The sequence below is a fragment of the Endozoicomonas euniceicola genome (assembly GCF_025562755.1).
In the GTDB taxonomy this organism is placed as follows: domain Bacteria; phylum Pseudomonadota; class Gammaproteobacteria; order Pseudomonadales; family Endozoicomonadaceae; genus Endozoicomonas_A; species Endozoicomonas_A euniceicola.
This window is the reverse complement of sequence record NZ_CP103300.1, coordinates 490075-509922: the sequence shown is the minus strand read 5'-3', so window position 1 is coordinate 509922 and position 19848 is coordinate 490075. Positions and strand designations below refer to the sequence as shown.

Below are 19848 nucleotides of genomic sequence, written 5' to 3'. Positions count from 1 at the left end.
GAGAACTAGCTGAGTGCCGTCTTGTGCATAATTACTTGACATCTCTGAGTGCTGACTTGTTACGACTTTTTATTATCTTCCTGTTTGCCAGTTCAGCGCTTTTTGCTGCCACCGACGGTGTTATCTGTAAACCAATCAGTGATTTAACGGCAGGTTTTCCAGGAAAGGCGTTTTTAGCTGATTCGTTTTTAGCCGACAGAGGTCAGGTATGTTTTAAGCCTGTTGACGATAGCAGAGCAGTTTTTTCTCCTTTCTCTGACAGTTTGCTTTTCTATTTCCTGTCAACCGTTTTTTCAACTGCCGGAAGCGCCGGTGTTGTTTTTTCGGGCAGACCTGGAAACGTATTAAGCCACAACAACCCGTTACAGGCGGAATCACCGTCCCGGACATCCTTTTTAAAAACACTGTTAAAAAACAGACTGATTCCTGACGGTGCTTTTTCCAGAGAGGCAAACGACAGAAAAAGAAACAGGCTTGAGGGAGAGCTGGATCAGGCGATTGTTAACTGGCAGCGACTTGTTAAAAGACCGCCTTATCCTGCCGCTGTTGTTTCTGTGAGTGATGCCTCTATGCGGGTAGTTATTACCCGGGACAACATTCTCCGGAGTGCCAGCCTGGTTGCTTTGTACGAAAAACTGCTCAACATCCAGACGCAAAGCTATCTCGCACTTTTGGATACCGAAGCTCTGAAGGACATTGCAGGTATCGTCACTGGTAGTCTGGTGGCTTCCGGGAGTGGCGGTGATGGTGGCGATGACGATAATGACAGCACTCATTACACCTTCGATGCCGAGCCTGAGCCACTGATCATTGTCTTCGGCGACAAGGAGTACCCGGAGCAGGATTCAGCGGAAGAACTGATCAGGAAGAATCTGGAAAATAAACGACAACTGTTAAAAATTCTCCGAAAAAAAATGCAACAGGCCATAGTCCGGGGTCATGGTGACCTGGCCCGGATTCTTGATAACAGGATCATGCTGATTACCGCTGACCTTGAATACCTGACTGATTTGGATACATCCGCAACCGGAATAACGGAAAACGATCAGGGTTCCCCGGGGATTTTGTCATTCCTGAAGGCATCGCTGGCTACTGATGACCGGGAGCTGTGGCAGCGTGATGATGACGCCCTGAAACAGGCGCTGTCTCAACACCACGTAAACACTGTCTATCAGAGCATTCTCATTGTTCCCGGTGAGCTGACGCATGAAGAAGCCCTGTTCTACGACCGGTGGCGACTTACGGACGCGGGTTTGGTTTACCAGGCATTGAGAAGACGGCTGGAACAACAGTTGCAGCTGGAAACAGACGACATTAACGTGTCAACAAAACAAACTGAGTTTCTGGTTTCTGGTCTTGAAACGCTGGCGCGTCAGTTCCGGGGGATGTTGTCAGCTGATCTTTCAAGCCAGTACGATGAGAGGCAGGTACCCCACCAGGAAGGCGGAGGCCAGAATCAGAAAAAATGCAATGCCAGTTCATCTGAGGCAGCAGGCAGTCAAGAAGGCTCAAATTCAAACGCCCGCAAAAACAAAGCGTCTTGGGATAATAAGAGTGAGAGTGGCTGGAAAAAAGGCGATGAGGGGGAAGAGCCACCCGACAACGATAAACATACATACAGCAAGACCATCGACTGCTCACCTTGCCACGGACCTTGCAAAAAGGAGAAGCCAGAAGCTGGTATTTCAGTAGCGGGGGGGCGCTCAACCGCTGCAGAAGGAAATGAGAAGTTACAGGGTGACAAGTGCTCCATCTGCAAGGATGACTTAGGCGTTATTTCGGTCGTCAAGACGAACTGTAATCATCAATATCATCTGGAGTGCATTGCCGGATGGCTTAGGGAGCAGGCTCCGGCTACGGCTCTTGCATCACGTTCGTGTGCTTATTGTCGGCAACAAGCCTTGCCGCTGGTGCGAGTGGACGGCAGCAAGCTTTATGAAGACTCTGAATTCTGTGAATCCTTGCCTCTGAATGTTGCTCGTAACGGGGATTTGGAAACACTGCAGCGTCTGCTGGAAATAGACAGTAGTATTGTCAATGAACAGTTTCGTTCAGCCGTTTCGGGTTCCGGCATCAGTTTGTTGCACGTTGCTGCCCTGAAGGGTCATGCAGGGTTTTTGCAAACCCTGATCGATGCCGGGGCAGTTGTTGGTGCTGCCCTGAGGGCAGATGGTCACACTCTTCTGCACCTCGTTGCCCAAGGTTATACCGAGTGCCTGAAAGTTCTGATCAAGGCCGGGGCGGATGTTAAGGCTACCCTGACGACGAATGGTGCCACTCCTCTGCATATCGCTGCCCAAGTCGGTCATACCGAGTGCATGAAACTTCTGATCAAGGCCGGGGCGGATGTTAAGGCTGCCCTGACGACGAATGGTGACACTCCTCTGCACCTCGCTGCCCAAGGCGGACATATCGAGTGCATGAAACTTCTGATCAAGGCCGGGGCGGCTGTTGATGCTGCCCGGACGACGAGTGGTGTCACTTCTCTGCCCCTCGCTGTCCAAGGCGGACATATCGAGTGCATGAAACTTCTGATCAAGGCCGGGGCGGCTGTTGATGCTGCCCGGACGACGGATGGTGACACTCCTCTGCACATCGCTGCCCAAGTCGGTCATACCGAGTGCGTGGAGCTTCTGATCAAGGCCAAGGCGGCTATTGATGCTGCCCTGACGACAAATGGTGCCACTCCTCTGCACATCGCTGCCCAAGGCGGTCATACCGAGTGCATGAAACTTCTGATCAAGGCCGGGGCGGATGTTAAGGCTGCCCTGACGACGAATGGTGACACTCCTCTGCACCTCGCTGCCCAAGACGGACATATCGAGTGCATGAAACTTCTGATCAAGGCCGGGGCGGCTGTTGATGCTGCCCGGACGACGAATGGTGTCACTTCTCTGCCCCTCGCTGTCCAAGGCGGACATATCGAGTGCATGAAACTTCTGATCAAGGCCGGGGCGAATGTTAAGGCTGCCCTGACGACGGATGGTGTCACTCCTCTGCACATCGCTGCCCAAGTCGGTCATACCGAGTGCATGAAACTTCTGATCAAGGCCGGGGCGGATGTTAAGGCTACCCTGACGACGGATGGTGCCACTCCTCTGCACTTCGCTGCCCAAGGCGGTCATACCGAGTGCATGGAACTTCTGATCAAGGCCGGGGCGGCTGTTGATGCTGCCCGGACGGTGGATGGTGTCACTCCTCTGCACCTCGCTGCCCAGGGCGGTCATATCGGGTGCGTGGAACTTTTGATCAAGGCCGGGGCGGCTGTTGATGCTGCCCGGACGACGGATGGTATCACTCCTCTGCACATCGCTGCCCTGAAAGGTCGTACCGGGTGCGTGGAGCTTCTGATCAAGGTCGGGGCGAATGTTAAGGCTGCCCTGACGACGAATGGTGACACTCCGCTGCGCATCGCTAACCGGAACGGCCAGACCGGGTGCGCGAAACTTCTGACCGCTGCCGAGGGGAATTGTCAACCGTCAGACCAATAACTGGCTAAATACGACTTGCAGTGCTACGTAAATCATCGCTTTGAACGGGATAAAAACGACTATGACCCGATTTTTATCGACTCGCCCACCTTCTCAAACTCCAGGAAGTTCGAAGGCGTGTTTGATGCGCAGCGCGATCATGGTCATCTGATCAGGCTGGCCATGCGTCGTTTACAACTTCCGTCGTTCATATTGGAGAAGACTTACATAGGAAATTCAGACTACACTGCTTATTGCTTTTTTTACGCATTTGAGGTCTTTTCTTTTTTGCTGCCCTTTGCTGTCACTTGTGATTAAAGGCTCCGGGAAAGATAGTTTATAAAAAGCAGATGAGCTTCATTCATTCTCAGATCAAATTTTATCGATTATCAGGTGGCTTCGTTTTTGGACGAGAACTAGCTGAGAGCCGTCTTGTGCATAATTTCAATAACTCCGAGCTGTAGGCAGGAGCTTAAAGGTGCATAATTACTTGACATCTCTGAGTGCTGACTTTTTACGACTTTTTATTATCTTCCTGTTTGCCAGTTCAGCGCTTTTTGCTGCCACCGACGGTGTTATCTGTAAACCAGTCAGTGATTTAACGGCAGGTTTTTCAGGAAAGGCGTTTTTAGCTGATTCGTTTTTAGCCGACAGTGGTCAGGTATGTTTTAAACCTGTTGACGATAGCAGAGCAGTTTTTTCTCCTTTCTCTGACAGTTTGCTTTTCTATTTCCTGTCAACCGTTTTTTCAACTGCCGGAAGCGCCGGTGTTGTTTTTTCGGGCAGACCCGGAAACGCATTAAGCCACAAAAACCCGTTACAGGCGGAATCACCGTCCCGGACATCCTTTTTAAAAACACTGTTAAAAAACAGACTGATTCCTGAAGGTGCTTTTTTCAGAGAGGCAAACGACAGAAAAAGAAACAGGCTTGAGGGAGAGCTGTATCAGGCGATTGCTAACTGGCAGCGACTTGTTAAAAGACCGTCTTATCCTGCCGCTGTTGTTTCTATCAGTGATGCCTCTATGCGGATAGTTATTACCCGGGACAACATTCTCCAGAGTGCCAGCCTGGTTGCTTTGTACGAAAAACTGCTCAACATCCAGACGCAAAGCTACCTCGCACTTTTGGATACCGAAGCTCTGAAGGACATTGCAGGTATCGTCACTGGTAGCCTGGTGGCTTCCGGGAGTGGCGGTGATGGTGGCGATGACGATAATGACAGCACTCATTACACCTTCGATGCCGAGCCTGAGCCACTGATCATTGTCTACGGCGACAAGAAGTACCCGGAGCAGGATTCAGCGGAAGAACTGATCAGGAAGAATCTGAAAAATAAACGACAACTGTTAAAAATCCTCCGAAAAAAAATGCAACAGGCCATAGCCCGGGGTCATGGTGACCTGGCCCGGATTCTTGATAACAGGATCATGCTGATTACCGCTGACCTTGAATACCTGACTGATTTGGATACATCCGCAACCGGAATAACGGAAAACGATCAGGGTTCCCCGGGGATTTTGTCATTCCTGAGGGCATCGCTGGCTACTGATGACCGGGAGCTGTGGCAGCGTGATGATGACGCCGAGAAACAGGCGCTGTCTCAACACCACGTAAACACTGACTATCAGAGCATTCTCATTGTTCCCGGTGAGCTGACACATGAAGAAGCCCTGTTCTACGACTGGTGGCGACTTACGGACGGGGGTTTGGTTTACCAGGCATTGAGAAGACGGCTGGAACAACAGTTGCAGCTGGAAACAGACGACATTAACGTGTCAACAAAACAAACTGAGTTTCTGGTTTCTGGTCTTGAAGCACTGGCGCGTCAGTTCCGGGCGCTGTTTTCGGCTGATCTTTCAAGCCAGTACGATGAGAGGCAGGTACCCCATCAGGAAGGCGGAGGTCAGAATCAGGAAAAACACAAAGCCACTGCAGAAGGCAGGCAAGAAGGCTCAAATTTAAACACCCGCACAAACAAAGCGCCTCTGGACAATAAGAAGGAGAGTGGCTGGAAGAAAGGCGATGAGGGGGAAGAGCCACCCGACAACGATAAACATACATACAGCAAGACCATCGACTGTTCACCTTGCCACGGACCTTGCAAAAAGGAAAAGCCAGAAGCTGGTACTTCAGTAGCGGGGGAGTGCTCAACCGCTGCAGAAGGAAATGAGAAGTTACAGGGCGACAAGTGCTCCATCTGCATGAATGACTTAGGAGATATTTCGGTCGTCAAGACGAACTGTAATCACCAATATCATCTGGAGTGCATTGCCGGATGGCTTAGGGAGCAGGCTGCGGCTACGGCTCTTGCATCACGTTCGTGTGCTTATTGTCGACAAGAAGCCTTGCCGCTAGTGCGAGTGGACGGTGGCATGCTTTATGAAGATTCTGAATTCTGTGAAGACCTGCCTCTGCAAGCTTGTCGTGCCGGGGATTTGAAAACGTTGCAGCGTTCGCTTGAACTAGACAGCAGGATTGCCAGTAAACAGTTTCGTTCAGCTGTTTCGGGTTTCGGCATCAGTTTGTTGCACGCTGCTGTCCTGAATGGTCATACGGAGTGCTTGCAACCCCTGATTGATGCCGGGGCAGTTGTTGGTGCTGCCCTGAGGGCAGATGGTCACACTCTTCTGCACCTCGCTGCCCAAGGTTATACCGAGTGCCTGAAAGTTCTGATCAAGGCCGGGGCGGATGTTAAGGCTACCCTGACGACGAATGGTGCCACTCCTCTGCACATCGCTGCCCAAGTCGGTCATACCGAGTGCATGGAACTTCTGATCAAGGCCGGGGCGGCTGTTGATGCTGCCCGGACGACGTTTGGTGGCACTCCTCTGCACATCGCGGCCCAAGGCGGTCATACCGGGTGCGTGGAACTTCTGATCAAGGCCGGGGCGGGTGTTGATGCTGCACTGACGATAAATGGTAGCACTCCTCTGTACTTAGCTGCCGAGAACGGTCATACCGGGTGCGTGGAACTTCTTATCAATGCCGGGGCGGCTGTTGATGCTGCCCGGACGACGGATGGTGACACTCCTCTGCACATCGCTGCCGAGAACGGTCATGCCGGGTGCGTGGAACTTCTGATCAAGGCCGGGGCGGGTGTTGATGCTGCACTGACGACAGATGGTAGTACTCCTCTGCACTTAGCTGCCGAGAACGGTCATGCCGGGTGCGTGGAACTTCTTATCAATGCCGGGGCGGCTGTTGATGCTGCCCGGACGACGGATGGTATCACTCCTCTGCACATCGCGGCCCAAGGCGGTCATACCGGGTGCGTGGAGCTTCTGATCAAGGCCAGGGCGGCTGTTGATGCTACCCGGACGGCGGATGGTGGCACTTCTCTGCACCTCGCTGCCCTGAAAGGTTGTACCAGGTGCGTGGAGCTTCTGATCAAGTCTGGGGCGATTGTTGATGCTGCAATGACGACGAATGGTGTCACTCCTCTGCACTTAGCTGCCGAAAACGGTCATACCGGGTGCATGGAACTTCTGATCAAGGCTGGGGCGGTTGTTGATGCTGTCCTGACGAAGGATGGTACCACTTCTCTGCACCTCGCTGCCCAAGGCGGTCATACCGGGTGCGTGGAACTTCTGATCAAGGCCGGGGCGATTGTTGATGCTGCCCGGACGGTGGATGGTGTTACTCCTCTGCACCTCGCTGCCCAGGGCGGTCATATCGGGTGCATGGAACTTTTGATCAAGGCCGGGGCGGATGTTGGTGCTGCCCAGACGGTGGATGGTGCCACTCCTCTGCACCTCGCTGCCCTGAAAGGTCGTACCGGGTGCGTGAAGCTTCTGATTAATGCCAAGGCGGATGTTAAGGCTGCCCTGACGACGAATGGTGCCACTCCGCTGCGCATTGCTAACCGGAACGGCCACACCGGGTGCGCGAAACTTCTGACCGCTGCCGAGGAGCCTGACCGAGAATAAGATTTATCTGATATAATAGCGTTCAAAACGCAGCCCTGATGAAGCCTGATGTCGCCACCTCCAAAATTCAAGGATAGCCCTGTTGAGTTCGACCAGCACCTGCTGTTCCCAACCAACATCTTTGATCTTCTTCCCAAGGATCATGACTGCTACATCTATGAGACCATCTTCCAGAACATTGACACCTCGGAAGTTGAAAAGCAGTACCATCACCTTGGACTGCATGCCTACCCACCCAAGCTGATCGTAGGTATCCTGATCTACGCCTACAGTCATGGTGTATTCAGCTCCCGTGAAATAGAAAAACGGTGTCGGCAGGATCTGGCATTCATGTACATCTCTCAGATGAATTGCCCAAACTTTCGTGTCCTGGGGGACTTCCGCAAAAACAACCTGTCGTTTTTTCATGACTGTTTCAAACAGTCCGTCAAGCTGGCGATGGAGCTGAAACTGGCATCGCTTGGGCATATCAGTCTGGATGGTTCGAAATTCAAAGCCAACAGCCCAAAGCATAAGGCCATGAGCTACGGCCGACTTAAAGCCAAAGAGGCAGAACTCAGCGCTGAGGTTGATGAACTGATCAAAAAAGCCAGCCAGTGCGATCAGGAAGACGACGACGCCTACAAAGAAACCAATGGCTACAGTATTCCTGAAGACCTCCAGTTTAAAGAAGAACGGCTGAAGAAAATTAAGGCAGCCAAAAAAGCACTGGAAGAGCGTGAGAAAGCCCTCAATCCGGACGAGCCAATAGACGACAAGAAGCAGATTAGCTTTGCAGACCATGATGCCCGGATGATGAGCAAGAAGGGGTACTGCGAATACAGCTACAATGCCCAAATTAATGTAGATTCGGATCACCAGATCATTGTCGGCCAACACATCAGTCAACGCGCCAACGACGTACAGGAAGTAGAACCTGCTCTTCAGGCTCTGTCAGAGTCTACCGATGGCGCAGCTGTGGATAAATGGAGTATGGATAACGGCTATTTTTCAGGGCCAAATCTGCACGCTGTGGATAAACACGGAATAGACGGTTATATCGCTACTGACAGGGAAGAAAAACCGGCTGCCACCGATTTTGAAAATACTGATCGAAAGTTTGTCAAAGCGGATTTTACATATGATATTGAAGCGGACGTCTTCATCTGTCCGGCTGGGGAAAAATTGGTTACCAATCCGGCCAGTAAAGCTAAGAGGAAAGGCTACCGGGCAAACAAGGAAGTATGCCGAGAGTGCCCTTACCGCTCCAGATGCAGTGGCTCCAAAAAAAGTGCATGTAGGGTAATTCGCACAGACAAGTTTGAAACTGCACGACAAGCCATGAATAAAAAAAATGGAAACAAGCGAAGCGAAGGCAGTATACGAACGTCGCAAAGTAATAGCGGAACCGCCGTTTGGTCAGATAAAAAACTCTGGATTCAGGAGTTTCAGTCTGCGCGGGAAAGAGAAAGTGGAAGCAGAGTTTTCACTGGTATGCACAGTGCATAATTTCAAAAAAATTGTGAAGAAAGCTTCAACGGGTTCAATCCGTCTTGAGGATTTAAAAAAGGTTAGAAAAGCGGCATAAAGGTAAAGAAAAGCTGTAAATTTGCAAAAATGAGCAAATTAACCTCAAAAAGTGGTTGTTTTTTGCTCATTTTGAATTTTGTGAAACCCTTAGGAGGACTGCCTAAGCTATTCTCGGTCAGGCTCCGAGGAGAATAGTCAACCGTCAGACCAATAACTGGTTAAATACGACTTGCAGTGCTACGTAAATCATCGCTTTGAACGGGATAAAAACGACTTTTTATCGACCCGCCCACCTTCTTAAACTCCAGGAAGTTCGAAGGCGTGTTTGATGCGCAGCGCGATCATGGTCATCTGATCAGGCTGGCCATGCGTCGTTTACAACTTCCGTCGTTCATATTGGAGAAGACTTACATAGGAAATTCAGACTACACTGCTTATTGCTTTTTTTACGCATTTGAGGTCTTTTCTTTTTTGCTGCCCTTTTCTGTCACTTGTGATTAAAGGCTCCGGGAAAGATAGTTTATAAAAAGCAGATGAGCTTCATTCATTCTCAGATCAAATTTTATCGATTATCAGGTGGCTACGTTTTTGGACGAGAACTAGCTGAGTGCCGTCTTATGCATAATTACTTGACATCTCTGAGTGCTGACTTTTTACGACTTTTTATTATCTTCCTGTTTGCCAGTTCAGCGCTTTTTGCTGCCACCGACGGTGTTATCTGTAAACCAATCAGTGATTTAACGGCAGGTTTTTCAGGAAAGGCGTTTTTAGCTGATTCGTTTTTAGCCGACAGAGGTCAGGTATGTTTTAAGCCTGTTGACGATAGCAGAGCAGTTTTTTCTCCTTTCTCTGACAGTTTGCTTTTCTATTTCCTGTCAACCGTTTTTTCAACTGCCGGAAGCGCCGGTGTTGTTTTTTCGGGCAGACCCGGGAACGTATTAAGCCACAACAACCCGTTACAGGCGGAATCACCGTCCCGGACATCCTTTTTAAAAACACTGTTAAAAAACAGATTGCTTCCTGACGGTGCTTTTTCCAGAGAGGCAAACGACAGAAAAAGAAACAGGCTTGAGGGAGAGCTGGATCAGGCGATTGCTAGCTGGCAGCGACTTGTTAAAAGACCGTCTTATCCTGCCGCTGTTGTTTCTGTGAGCGATGCCTCTATGCGGGTAGTTATTACCCGGGACAACATTCTCCGGAGTGTCAGCCTGGTTGCTTTGTACGAAAAACTGCTCAACATGCAGGCGCAAAGCTATCTCGCACTTTTGGATACCGAAGCTCTGAAGGACATTGCAGGTATCGTCACTGGTAGTCTGGTGGCTTCCGGGAGTGGCGGTGATGGTGACGATGACGATAATGACAGCACTCATTACACCTTCGATGCCGAGCCTGAGCCACTGATCATTGCCTATGGCGACAAGGAGTACCCGGAGCAGGATTCAGCAAAAGAACTGAACAGGAAGAATCTGGAAAATAAACGACAACTGTTAAAAATCCTCCGAAAAAAAATGCAACAGGCCATAGTCCGGGGTCATGGTGACCTGGCCCGGATTCTTGATAACAGGATCATGCTGATTGCCGCTGACCTTGAATACCTGACTGATTTGGATACATCCGCAACCGGAATAACGGAAAACGATCAGGGTTCCCCGGGGATTTTGTCATTCCTGAAGGCATCGCTGGCTACTGATGACCGGGAGCTGTGGCAGCGTGATGATGACGCCCTGAAACAGTCGCTGTCTCAACACCAGGTAAACACTGACTATCAGAGCATTCTCATTGTTCCCGGTGAGCTGACACATGAAGAAGCCCTGTTCTACGACCGGTGGCGACTTACGGACGCGGGTTTGGTTTACCAGGCATTGAGAAGACGGCTGGAACAGCAGTTACAGCTGGAAACAGACGACATTAGCGTGTCAACAAAACAAACTGAGTTTCTGGTTTCTGGTCTTGAAACGCTGGTGCGTCAGTTCCGGGGGATGTTGTCAGCTGATCTTTCAAGCCAGTACGATGAGAGGCAGGTACCCCACCAGGAAGGCGGAGGCCAGAATCAGAAAAAAAGCAAAGCCAGTTCATCTGAGGCAGCAGGCAGTCAAGAAGGCTCAAATTCAAACGCCCGCAAAAACAAAGCGTCTCGGGATAATAAGAGTGAGAGTGGCTGGAAAAAAGGCGATGAGGGGGAAGAGCCACCCGACAACGATAAACATACATACAGCAAGACCATCGACTGCCCGTCTTGTCACGGACCTTGCGAAGAGGAGAAGCCAGAAGCTGGTATTTCAGTAGCGGGGGGGCGCTCAACCGCTGCAGAAGGAAATGAGAAGTTACAGGGTGACAAGTGCTCCATCTGCAAGGATGACTTAGGCGCTATTTCGGTCGTCAAGACGAACTGTAATCATCAATATCATCTGGAGTGCATTGCCGGATGGCTTAGGGAACAGGCTCCGGCTACGGCTCTTGCATCACCTTCGTGTGCTTATTGTCGGCAACAAGCCTTGCCGCTGGTGCGAGTGGACGGTGGCATGCTTTATGAAGACTCTGAATTCTGTGAAGACCTGCCTCTGCAAGCTTGTCGTGCCGGGGATTTGAAAACGCTGCAGCGTTCGCTTGAACTAGACAGCAGGATTGCCAATAAACAGTTTCGTTCAGCTGTTTCGGGTTTCGGCATCAGTTTGTTGTACGCTGCTGTCCTGAATGGTCATACGGAGTGCTTGCAACCCCTGATTGATGCCGGGGCAGTTGTTGGTGCTGCCCTGTGGGAAGATGGTCACACTCTTCTGCACATCGCTGCCCACAAAGGTTATACCGAGTGCCTGAAAGTTCTGATCAAGGCCGGGGCGGATGTTAAGGCTACCCTGACGACGGATGGTGCCACTCCTCTGCACTTCGCTGCCCAAGACGGTCATACCGGGTGCGTGGAGCTTCTGATCAAGGCCGGGGCGATTGTTGATGCTGCCTGGACGGTGGATGGTGTCACTCCTCTGCACCTCGCTGCCCAGGGCGGTCATATCGGGTGCATGGAACTTTTGATCAAGGCCGGGGCGGATGTTGGTGCTGACCAGACGGTGGATGGTGTCACTCCTCTGCACCTCGCTGCCCAGGGCGGTCATATCGGGTGCATGGAACTTTTGATCAAGGCCGGGGCGGATGTTAAGGCTACCCTGACGACGAATGGTGCCACTCCTCTGCATATCGCTGCCCAAGTCGGTCATACCGAGTGCATGAAACTTCTGATCAAGGCCGGGGCGGATGTTAAGGCTGCCCTGACGACGAATGGTGACACTCCTCTGCACCTCGCTGCCCAAGGCGGACATATCGAGTGCATGAAACTTCTGATCAAGGCCGGGGCGGATGTTGGTGCTGACCAGGCGGTGGATGGTGCCACTCCTCTGCACTTTGCTGCCCAAGTCGGTCATACCGAGTGCATGGAACTTCTGATCAAGGCCGGGGCGGCTGTTGATGCTGCCCTGACGACGTTTGGTGGCACTCCTCTGCACTTCGCTGCCCAAGGCGGTCATACCGGGTGCGTGGAACTTCTTATCAATGCCGGGGCGGCTGTTGATGCTGCCCGGACGACGTTTGGTGACACTCCTCTGCACCTCGCTGCCGAGAACGGTCATGCCGGGTGCGTGGAACTTCTGATCAAGGCCGGGGCGGCTGTTGATGCTGCCCGGACGACGTTTGGTGACACTCCTCTGCACCTCGCTGCCGAGAACGGTCATGCCGGGTGCGTGGAACTTCTGATCAAGGCCGGGGCGGGTGTTGATGCTGCACTGACGACAGATGGTAGCACTCCTCTGCACCTCGCTGCCGAGAACGGTCATGCCGGGTGCGTGGAACTTCTTATCAATGCCGGGGCGGCTGTTGATGCTGCCCGGACGACGGATGGTATCACTCCTCTGCACATCGCGGCCCAAGGCGGTCATACCGGGTGCGTGGAGCTTCTGATCAAGGCCAGGGCGGCTGTTGATGCTACCCGGACGGCGGATGGTGCCACTCCTTTGCACCTCGCTACCCTGAAAGGTCGTACCGGGTGCGTGGAGCTTCTGATCAAGGCCAGGGCGGCTGTTGATGCTGCCCTGACGACGTTTGGTGGCACTCCTCTGCACTTCGCTGCCCAAGGCGGTCATACCGGGTGCGTGGAACTTCTGATCAAGGCTGGGGCGGTTGTTGATGCTGTCCTGACGAAGGATGGTAGCACTTCTCTGCACCTCGCTACCCAAGGCGGTCATACCGGGTGCGTGGAACTTCTGATCAAGGCCGGGGCGATTGTTGATGCTGCCCGGACGGTGGATGGTGTCACTCCTCTGCACCTCGCTGCCCAGGGCGGTCATATCGGGTGCATGGAACTTTTGATCAAGGCCGGGGCGGATGTTGGTGCTGCCCAGACGGTGGATGGTGCCACTCCTCTGCACCTCGCTGCCCTGAAAGGTCGTACCGGGTGCGTGAAGCTTCTGATTAATGCCAAGGCGGATGTTAAGGCTGCCCTGACGACGAATGGTGCCACTCCGCTGCGCATTGCTAACCGGAACGGCCACACCGGGTGCGCGAAACTTCTGACCGCTGCCGAGGAGCCTGACCGAGAATAAGATTTATCTGATATAATAGCGTTCAAAACGCAGCCCTGATGAAGCCTGATGTCGCCACCTCCAAAATTCAAGGATAGCCCTGTTGAGTTTGACCAGCACCTGCTGTTTCCAACCAACATCTTTGATCTTCTTCCCAAAGATCATGATTGCTACATCTATGAGACCATCTTCCAGAACATTGATACCTCGAAAGTTGAAAAGCAGTACCATCACCTTGGACTGCATGCCTACCCACCCAAGCTGATCGTAGGTATCCTGATCTACGCCTACAGTCATGGTGTATTCAGCTCCCGTGAAATAGAAAAACGGTGTCGGCAGGATCTGGCATTCACATTCATGTACATCTCTCAGATGAATTGCCCAAACTTTCGTGTCCTGGGGGACTTCCGCAAAAACAACCTGTCGTTTTTTCATGACTGTTTCAAACAGTCCGTCAAGCTGGCGATGGAGCTGAAACTGGCATCGCTTGGGCATATCAGTCTGGATGGTTCGAAATTCAAAGCCAACAGCTCAAAGCATAAGGCCATGAGCTACGGCCGGCTTAAAGCCAAAGAGGCAGAACTCAGCGCTGAGGTTGATGAACTGATCAAAAAAGCCAGCCAGTGCGATTAGGAAGAAGACGACGCCTACAAAGAAACCAATGGCTACAGTATTCCTGAAGACCTCCAGTTTAAAGAAGAACGGCTGAAGAAAATTAAGGCAGCCAAAAAAGCACTGGAAGAGCGTGAGAAAGCCCTCAATCCGGACGAGCCAATAGACGACAAGAAGCAGATTAGCTTTGCAGACCATGATGCCCGGATGATGAGCAAGAAGGGGTACTGCGAATACAGCTACAATGCCCAAATTAATGTAGATTCGGATCACCAGATCATTGTCGGCCAACACACCAGTCAACGCGCCAACGACGTACAGTAAGTAGAACCTGCTCTTCAGGCTCTGTCAGAGTCTACCGATGGCGCAGCTGTGGATAAATGGAGTATGGATAACGGCTATTTTTCAGGGCCAAATCTGCACGCTGTGGATAAACACGGAATAGACGGTTATATCGCTACTGACAGGGAAGAAAAACCGGCTGCCACCGATTTTGAAAATACTGATCGAAAGTTTGTCAAAGCGGATTTTACATATGATATTGAAGCGGACGTCTTCATCTGTCCGGCTGGGGAAAAATTGGTTACCAATCCGGCCAGTAAAGCTAAGAGGAAAGGCTACCGGGCAAACAAGGAAGTATGCCGAGAGTGCCCTTACCGCTCCAGATGCAGTGGCTCCAAAAAAAGTGCAGGCAGGGTAATTCGCACAGACAAGTTTGAAACTGCACGACAAGCCATGAATAAAAAAAATGGAAACAAGCCAAGCGAAGGCAGTATACGAACGTCGCAAAGTAATAGCGGAACCGCCGTTTGGTCAGATAGAAAACTCTGGATTCAGGAGTTTCAGTCTGCGCGGGAAAGAGAAAGTGGAAGCAGAGTTTTCACTGGTATGCACAGTGCATAGTTTCAAAAAAATTGTGAAGAAAGCTTCAACGGGTTCAATCCGTCTTGAGGATTTAAAAAAGGTTAGAAAAGCGGCATAAAGGTAAAGAAAAGCTGTAAATTTGCAAAAATGAGCAAATTAACCTCAAAAAGTGGTTGTTTTTTGCTCATTTTGAATTTTGTGAAACCCTTAGGAGGACTGCCTAAGCTATTCTCGGTCAGGCTCCGAGGAGAATAGTCAACCGTCAGACCAATAACTGGTTAAATACGACTTGCAGTGCTAAGTAAATCATCGCTTTGAACGGGATAAAAACGACTATGGCTCGATTTTTATCGACCCGCCCACCTTCTCAAACTCCAGGAAGTTCGAAGGCGTGTTTGATGCGCAGCGCGATCATGGTCATCTGATCAGGCTGGCCATGCGTCGTTTACAACTTCCGTCGTTCATATTGGAGAAGACTTACATAGGAAATTCAGACTACACTGCTTATTGCTTTTTTTACGCATTTGAGGTCTTTTCTTTTTTGCTGCCCTTTGCTGTCACTTGTGATTAAAGGCTCCGGGAAAGATAGTTTATAAAAAGCAGATGAGCTTCATTCATTCTCAGATCAAATTTTATCGATTATCAGGTGGCTACGTTTTTGGACGAGAACTAGCTGAGAGCCGTCTTGTGCATAATTTCAATAACTCCGAGCTGTAGGCAGGAGCTTAAAGGTGCATAATTACTTGACATCTCTGAGTGCTGACTTTTTACGACTTTTTATTATCTTCCTGTTTGCCAGTTCAGCGCTTTTTGCTGCCACCGACGGTGTTATCTGTAAACCAGTCAGTGATTTAACGACAGGTTTTTCAGGAAAGGCGTTTTTAGCTGATTCGTTTTTAGCCGACAGAGGTCAGGTATGTTTTAAACCTGTTGACGATAGCAGAGCAGTTTTTTCTCCTTTCTCTGACAGTTTGCTTTTCTATTTCCTGTCAACCGTTTTTTCAACTGCCGGAAGCGCCGGTGTTGTTTTTTCGGGCAGACCCGGAAACGTATTAAGCCACAACAACCCGTTACAGGCGGAATCACCGTCCCGGACACCCTTTTTAAAAACACTGTTAAAAAACAGACTGATTCCTGACGGTGCTTTTTCCAGAGAGGCAAACGACAGAAAAAGAAACAGGCTTGAGGGAGAGCTGGATCAGGCGATTGCTAACTGGCAGCGACTTGTTAAAAGACCGCCTTATCCTGCCGCTGTTGTTTCTATCAGTGATGCCTCTATGCGGGTAGTTATTACCCGGGACAACATTCTCCGGAGTGTCAGCCTGGTTTCTTTGTACGAAAAACTGCTCAACATCCAGACGCAAAGCTACCTCGCACTTTTGGATACCGAAGCTCTGAAGGACATTGCAGGTATCGTCACTGGTAGTCTGGTGGCTTCCGGGAGTGGCGGTGATGGTGACGATAATGACAGCACTCATTACACCTTCGATGCCGAGCCTGAGCCACTGATCATTGCCTATGGCGACAAGGAGTACCCGGAGCAGGATTCAGCGGAAGAACTGATCAGGAAGAATCTGGAAAATAAACGACAACTGTTAAAAATCCTCCGAAAAAAAATGCAACAGGCCATAGCCCGGGGTCATGGTGACCTGGCCCGGATTCTTGATAACAGGATCATGCTGATTGCCGCTGACCTTGAATACCTGACTGATTTGGATACATTCGCAACCGGAACAACGGAAAACGATCAGGGTTCCCCGGGGATTTTGTCATTCCTGAAGGCATCGCTGGCTACTGATGACCGGGAGCTGTGGCAGCGTGATGATGACGCCCTGAAACAGTCGCTGTCTCAACACCAGGTAAACACTGACTATCAGAGCATTCTCATTGTTCCCGGTGAGCTGACACATGAAGAAGCCCTGTTCTACGACCGGTGGCGACTTACGGACGCGGGTTTGGTTTACCAGGCATTGAGAAGACGGCTGGAACAGCAGTTACAGCTGGAAACAGACGACATTAGCGTGTCAACAAAACAAACTGAGTTTCTGGTTTCTGGTCTTGAAACGCTGGTGCGTCAGTTCCGGGGGATGTTGTCAGCTGATCTTTCAAGCCAGTACGATGAGAGGCAGGTACCCCATCAGGAAGGCGGAGGCCAGAATCAGAAAAAATACAATGCCAGTTCATCTGAGGCAGCAGGCAGTCAAGAAGACTCAAATTCAAACGCCCGCAAAAACAAAGCGTCTTGGGATAATAAGAGTGAGAGTGGCTGGAAAAAAGGCGATGAGGGGGAAGAGCCACCCGACAACGATAAACATACATACAGCAAGACCATCGACTGCTCACCTTGCCACGGACCTTGCAAAAAGGAGAAGCCAGAAGCTGGTATTTCAGTAGCGGGGGGGCGCTCAACCGCTGCAGAAGGAAATGAGAAGTTACAGGGTGACAAGTGCTCCATCTGCAAGGATGACTTAGGCGCTATTTCGGTCGTCAAGACGAACTGTAATCATCAATATCATCTGGAGTGCATTGCCGGATGGCTTAGGGAGCAGGCTCCGGCTACGGCTCTTGCATCACGTTCGTGTGCTTATTGTCGGCAACAAGCCTTGCCGCTGGTGCGAGTGGACGGCAGCAAGCTTTATGAAGACTCTGAATTCTGTGAATCCTTGCCTCTGAATGTTGCTCGTAACGGGGATTTGGAAACACTGCAGCGTCTGCTGGAAATAGACAGTAGTATTGTCAATGAACAGTTTCGTTCAGCCGTTTCGGGTTCCGGCATCAGTTTGTTGCACGTTGCTGCCCTGAAGGGTCATGCAGGGTTTTTGCAAACCCTGATCGATGCCGGGGCAGTTGTTGGTGCTGCCCTGAGGGCAGATGGTCTCACCCTTCTGCACATCGCTGCCTACAAAGGTTATACCGAGTGCCTGAAAGTTCTGATCAAGGCCGGGGCGGATATTAAGGCTACCCTGACGACGGATGGTGTCACTCCCCTGCACTGCGCTGCCGAAGGCGGTCATACCAGGGGCATGGAACTTCTGATCAAGGCCGGGGCGGATGTTAAGGCTGCCCTGACGACGGATGGTGACACTCCTCTGCACTTTGCTGCCCAAGGCGGTCATACCGGGTGCGTGGAGCTTCTGATCAAGGCCGGGGCGGATGTTGATGCTGCCCGGACGACGGATGGTGTCACTTCTCTGCACCTCGCTGCCCAAGACGGACATATCGAGTGCATGGAACTTCTGATCAAGGCTGGGGCGGCTGTTGATGCTGCCCGGACGACGGATGGTATCACTCCTCTGCACATCGCTGCCCAAGTCGGTCATACCGAGTGCGTGGAGCTTCTGATCAAGGCCAAGGCGGCTATTGATGCTGCCCTGACGACAAATGGTGCCACTCCTCTGCACATCGCTGTCCAAGTCGGTCATACCGAGTGCATGAAACTTCTGATCAAGGCCGGGGCGGATGTTAAGGCTGCCCTGACGACGAATGGTGACACTCCTCTGCACCTCGCTGCCCAAGACGGACATATCGAGTGCATGAAACTTCTGATCAAGGCCGGGGCGGCTGTTGATGCTGCCCGGACGACGAATGGTGTCACTTCTCTGCACCTCGCTGCCCAAGGCGGACATATCGAGTGCATGAAACTTCTGATCAAGGCTGGGGCGGCTGTTGATGCTGCCCGGACGACGGATGGTGTCACTCCTCTGCACATCACTGCCCAAGTCGGTCATACCGAGTGCATGAAACTTCTGATCAAGGCCGGGGCGGATGTTAAGGCTACCCTGACGACGGATGGTGCCACTCCTCTGCACTTCGCTGCCCAAGGCGGTCATACCGAGTGCATGAAACTTCTGATCAAGGCCGGGGCGGATGTTAAGGCTGCCCTGACGACGAATGGTGACACTCCTCTGCACCTCGCTGCCCAAGACGGACATATCGAGTGCATGAAACTTCTGATCAAGGCCGGGGCGGCTGTTGATGCTGCCCGGACGACGAATGGTGTCACTTCTCTGCCCCTCGCTGTCCAAGGCGGACATATCGAGTGCATGAAACTTCTGATCAAGGCCGGGGCGGATGTTAAGGCTGCCCTGACGACAAATGGTGCCACTCCTCTGCACCTCGCTGCCCTGAAAGGTCGTACCGAGTGCGTGGAACTTCTGATCAAGGCCGGGGCGGATGTTGATGCTGCCCTGACGACGGATGGTGCCACTCCTTTGCACCTCGCTGCCGAGAACGGTCATATCGGGTGCGTGGAACTTCTGATCAAGGCCGGGGCGGCTGTTGATGCTGCCCTGACGACGGATGGTGCCACCCCTCTTTCCTACGCTGCCGAGAACGGTCATACCGGGTGCGTGGAGCTTCTGATCAAGGCCGGGGCGAATGTTAAGGCTGCCCTGACGACGAATGGTGACACTCCGCTGCGCATCGCTAACCGGAACGGCCAGACCGGGTGCGCGAAACTTCTGACCGCTGCCGAGGAGAATTGTCAACCGTCAGACCAATAACTGGTTAAATACGACTTGCAGTGCTACGTAAATCATCGCTTTGAACGGGATAAAAACGACTATGACCCAATTTTTATCGACCCGCCCACCTTCTTAAACTCCAGGAAGTTCGAAGGCGTGTTTGATGCGCAGCGCGATCATGGTCATCTGATCAGGCTGGCCATGCGTCGTTTACAACTTCCGTCGTTCATATTGGAGAAGACTTACATAGGAAATTCAGACTACACTGCTTATTGCTTTTTTTACGCATTTGAGGTCTTTTCTTTTTTGCTGCCCTTTGCTGTCACTTGTGATTAAAGGCTCCGGGAAAGATAGTTTATAAAAAGCAGATGAGCTTCATTCATTCTCAGATCAAATTTTATCGATTATCAGTTGGCTACGTTTTTGGGCGGGAA

9 protein-coding genes and 2 pseudogenes are annotated in these 19848 nt (G+C 51.3%); all 11 read left to right on the top strand.

The annotated features are described in order from the left end of the window. The first annotated feature begins 23 nt into the window (after positions 1-23). The 11 genes and pseudogenes from NX720_RS01880 to NX720_RS01840 all read left to right on the top strand — a co-directional run bounded on the left by NX720_RS01880 (position 24) and on the right by NX720_RS01840 (position 19750). Complete coding sequence (locus NX720_RS01880) at positions 24-3491, top strand: ankyrin repeat domain-containing protein (RefSeq protein ID WP_262599023.1); 3468 nt, start codon at positions 24-26, stop codon at positions 3489-3491. A gap of 15 nt (positions 3492-3506) precedes the next feature. Next, positions 3507-3788, top strand: coding sequence for a hypothetical protein (locus NX720_RS01875; protein WP_262599021.1), 282 nt, complete (start codon positions 3507-3509; stop codon positions 3786-3788). Positions 3789-3948: 160 nt separating this feature from the next. Then, a complete protein-coding gene (locus tag NX720_RS01870; RefSeq protein ID WP_262599020.1) occupies positions 3949-7398 on the top strand; it encodes an ankyrin repeat domain-containing protein in 3450 nt (1149 codons plus the stop codon). A gap of 48 nt (positions 7399-7446) precedes the next feature. Continuing rightward, positions 7447-8727 (top strand): annotated as a pseudogene (locus tag NX720_RS01865) (IS1182 family transposase); the annotation flags it as partial. Between the two features lie 4 nt (positions 8728-8731). Further along, positions 8732-8965: a transposase gene (locus NX720_RS26910; RefSeq protein ID WP_404831040.1), complete on the top strand. Its 234-nt coding sequence runs from the start codon at positions 8732-8734 to the stop codon at positions 8963-8965. 559 nt (positions 8966-9524) lie between these two features. Further along, complete coding sequence (locus NX720_RS01860; RefSeq protein WP_262599017.1) at positions 9525-13496, top strand: ankyrin repeat domain-containing protein; 3972 nt, start codon at positions 9525-9527, stop codon at positions 13494-13496. A 48-nt stretch (positions 13497-13544) separates the two neighbouring features. Further along, positions 13545-14108 carry a transposase gene (locus NX720_RS01855; protein ID WP_262599014.1) on the top strand — a complete coding sequence of 188 codons (564 nt, stop codon included), beginning with the start codon at positions 13545-13547 and terminating at the stop codon, positions 14106-14108. A gap of 366 nt (positions 14109-14474) precedes the next feature. Then, positions 14475-14828 (top strand): annotated as a pseudogene (locus NX720_RS01850) (transposase); the annotation flags it as partial. Positions 14829-14835: 7 nt separating this feature from the next. Further along, entirely contained in the window at positions 14836-15069 is a 234-nt protein-coding gene (locus NX720_RS26905) for a transposase (protein WP_404831039.1), read from the top strand. A gap of 613 nt (positions 15070-15682) precedes the next feature. Next, positions 15683-19453: an ankyrin repeat domain-containing protein gene (locus NX720_RS01845; RefSeq protein ID WP_262599011.1), complete on the top strand. Its 3771-nt coding sequence runs from the start codon at positions 15683-15685 to the stop codon at positions 19451-19453. Positions 19454-19468: 15 nt separating this feature from the next. Continuing rightward, on the top strand, positions 19469-19750 hold the full coding sequence (locus tag NX720_RS01840) for a hypothetical protein (protein ID WP_262599010.1): 282 nt from the start codon (positions 19469-19471) through the stop codon (positions 19748-19750). Positions 19751-19848: the final 98 nt, after the last annotated feature.

Bases quoted from the DNA above. Each gene is read 5' to 3' on its own strand.
- NX720_RS01855 (WP_262599014.1), top strand. From the start codon at position 13,545: ATGTCGCCACCTCCAAAATTCAAGGATAGCCCTGTTGAGTTTGACCAG.
- NX720_RS26905 (WP_404831039.1), top strand. From the start codon at position 14,836: ATGGAAACAAGCCAAGCGAAGGCAGTATACGAACGTCGCAAAGTAATA.
- NX720_RS01860 (WP_262599017.1), top strand. From the start codon at position 9,525: ATGCATAATTACTTGACATCTCTGAGTGCTGACTTTTTACGACTTTTT.
- NX720_RS26910 (WP_404831040.1), top strand. From the start codon at position 8,732: ATGGAAACAAGCGAAGCGAAGGCAGTATACGAACGTCGCAAAGTAATA.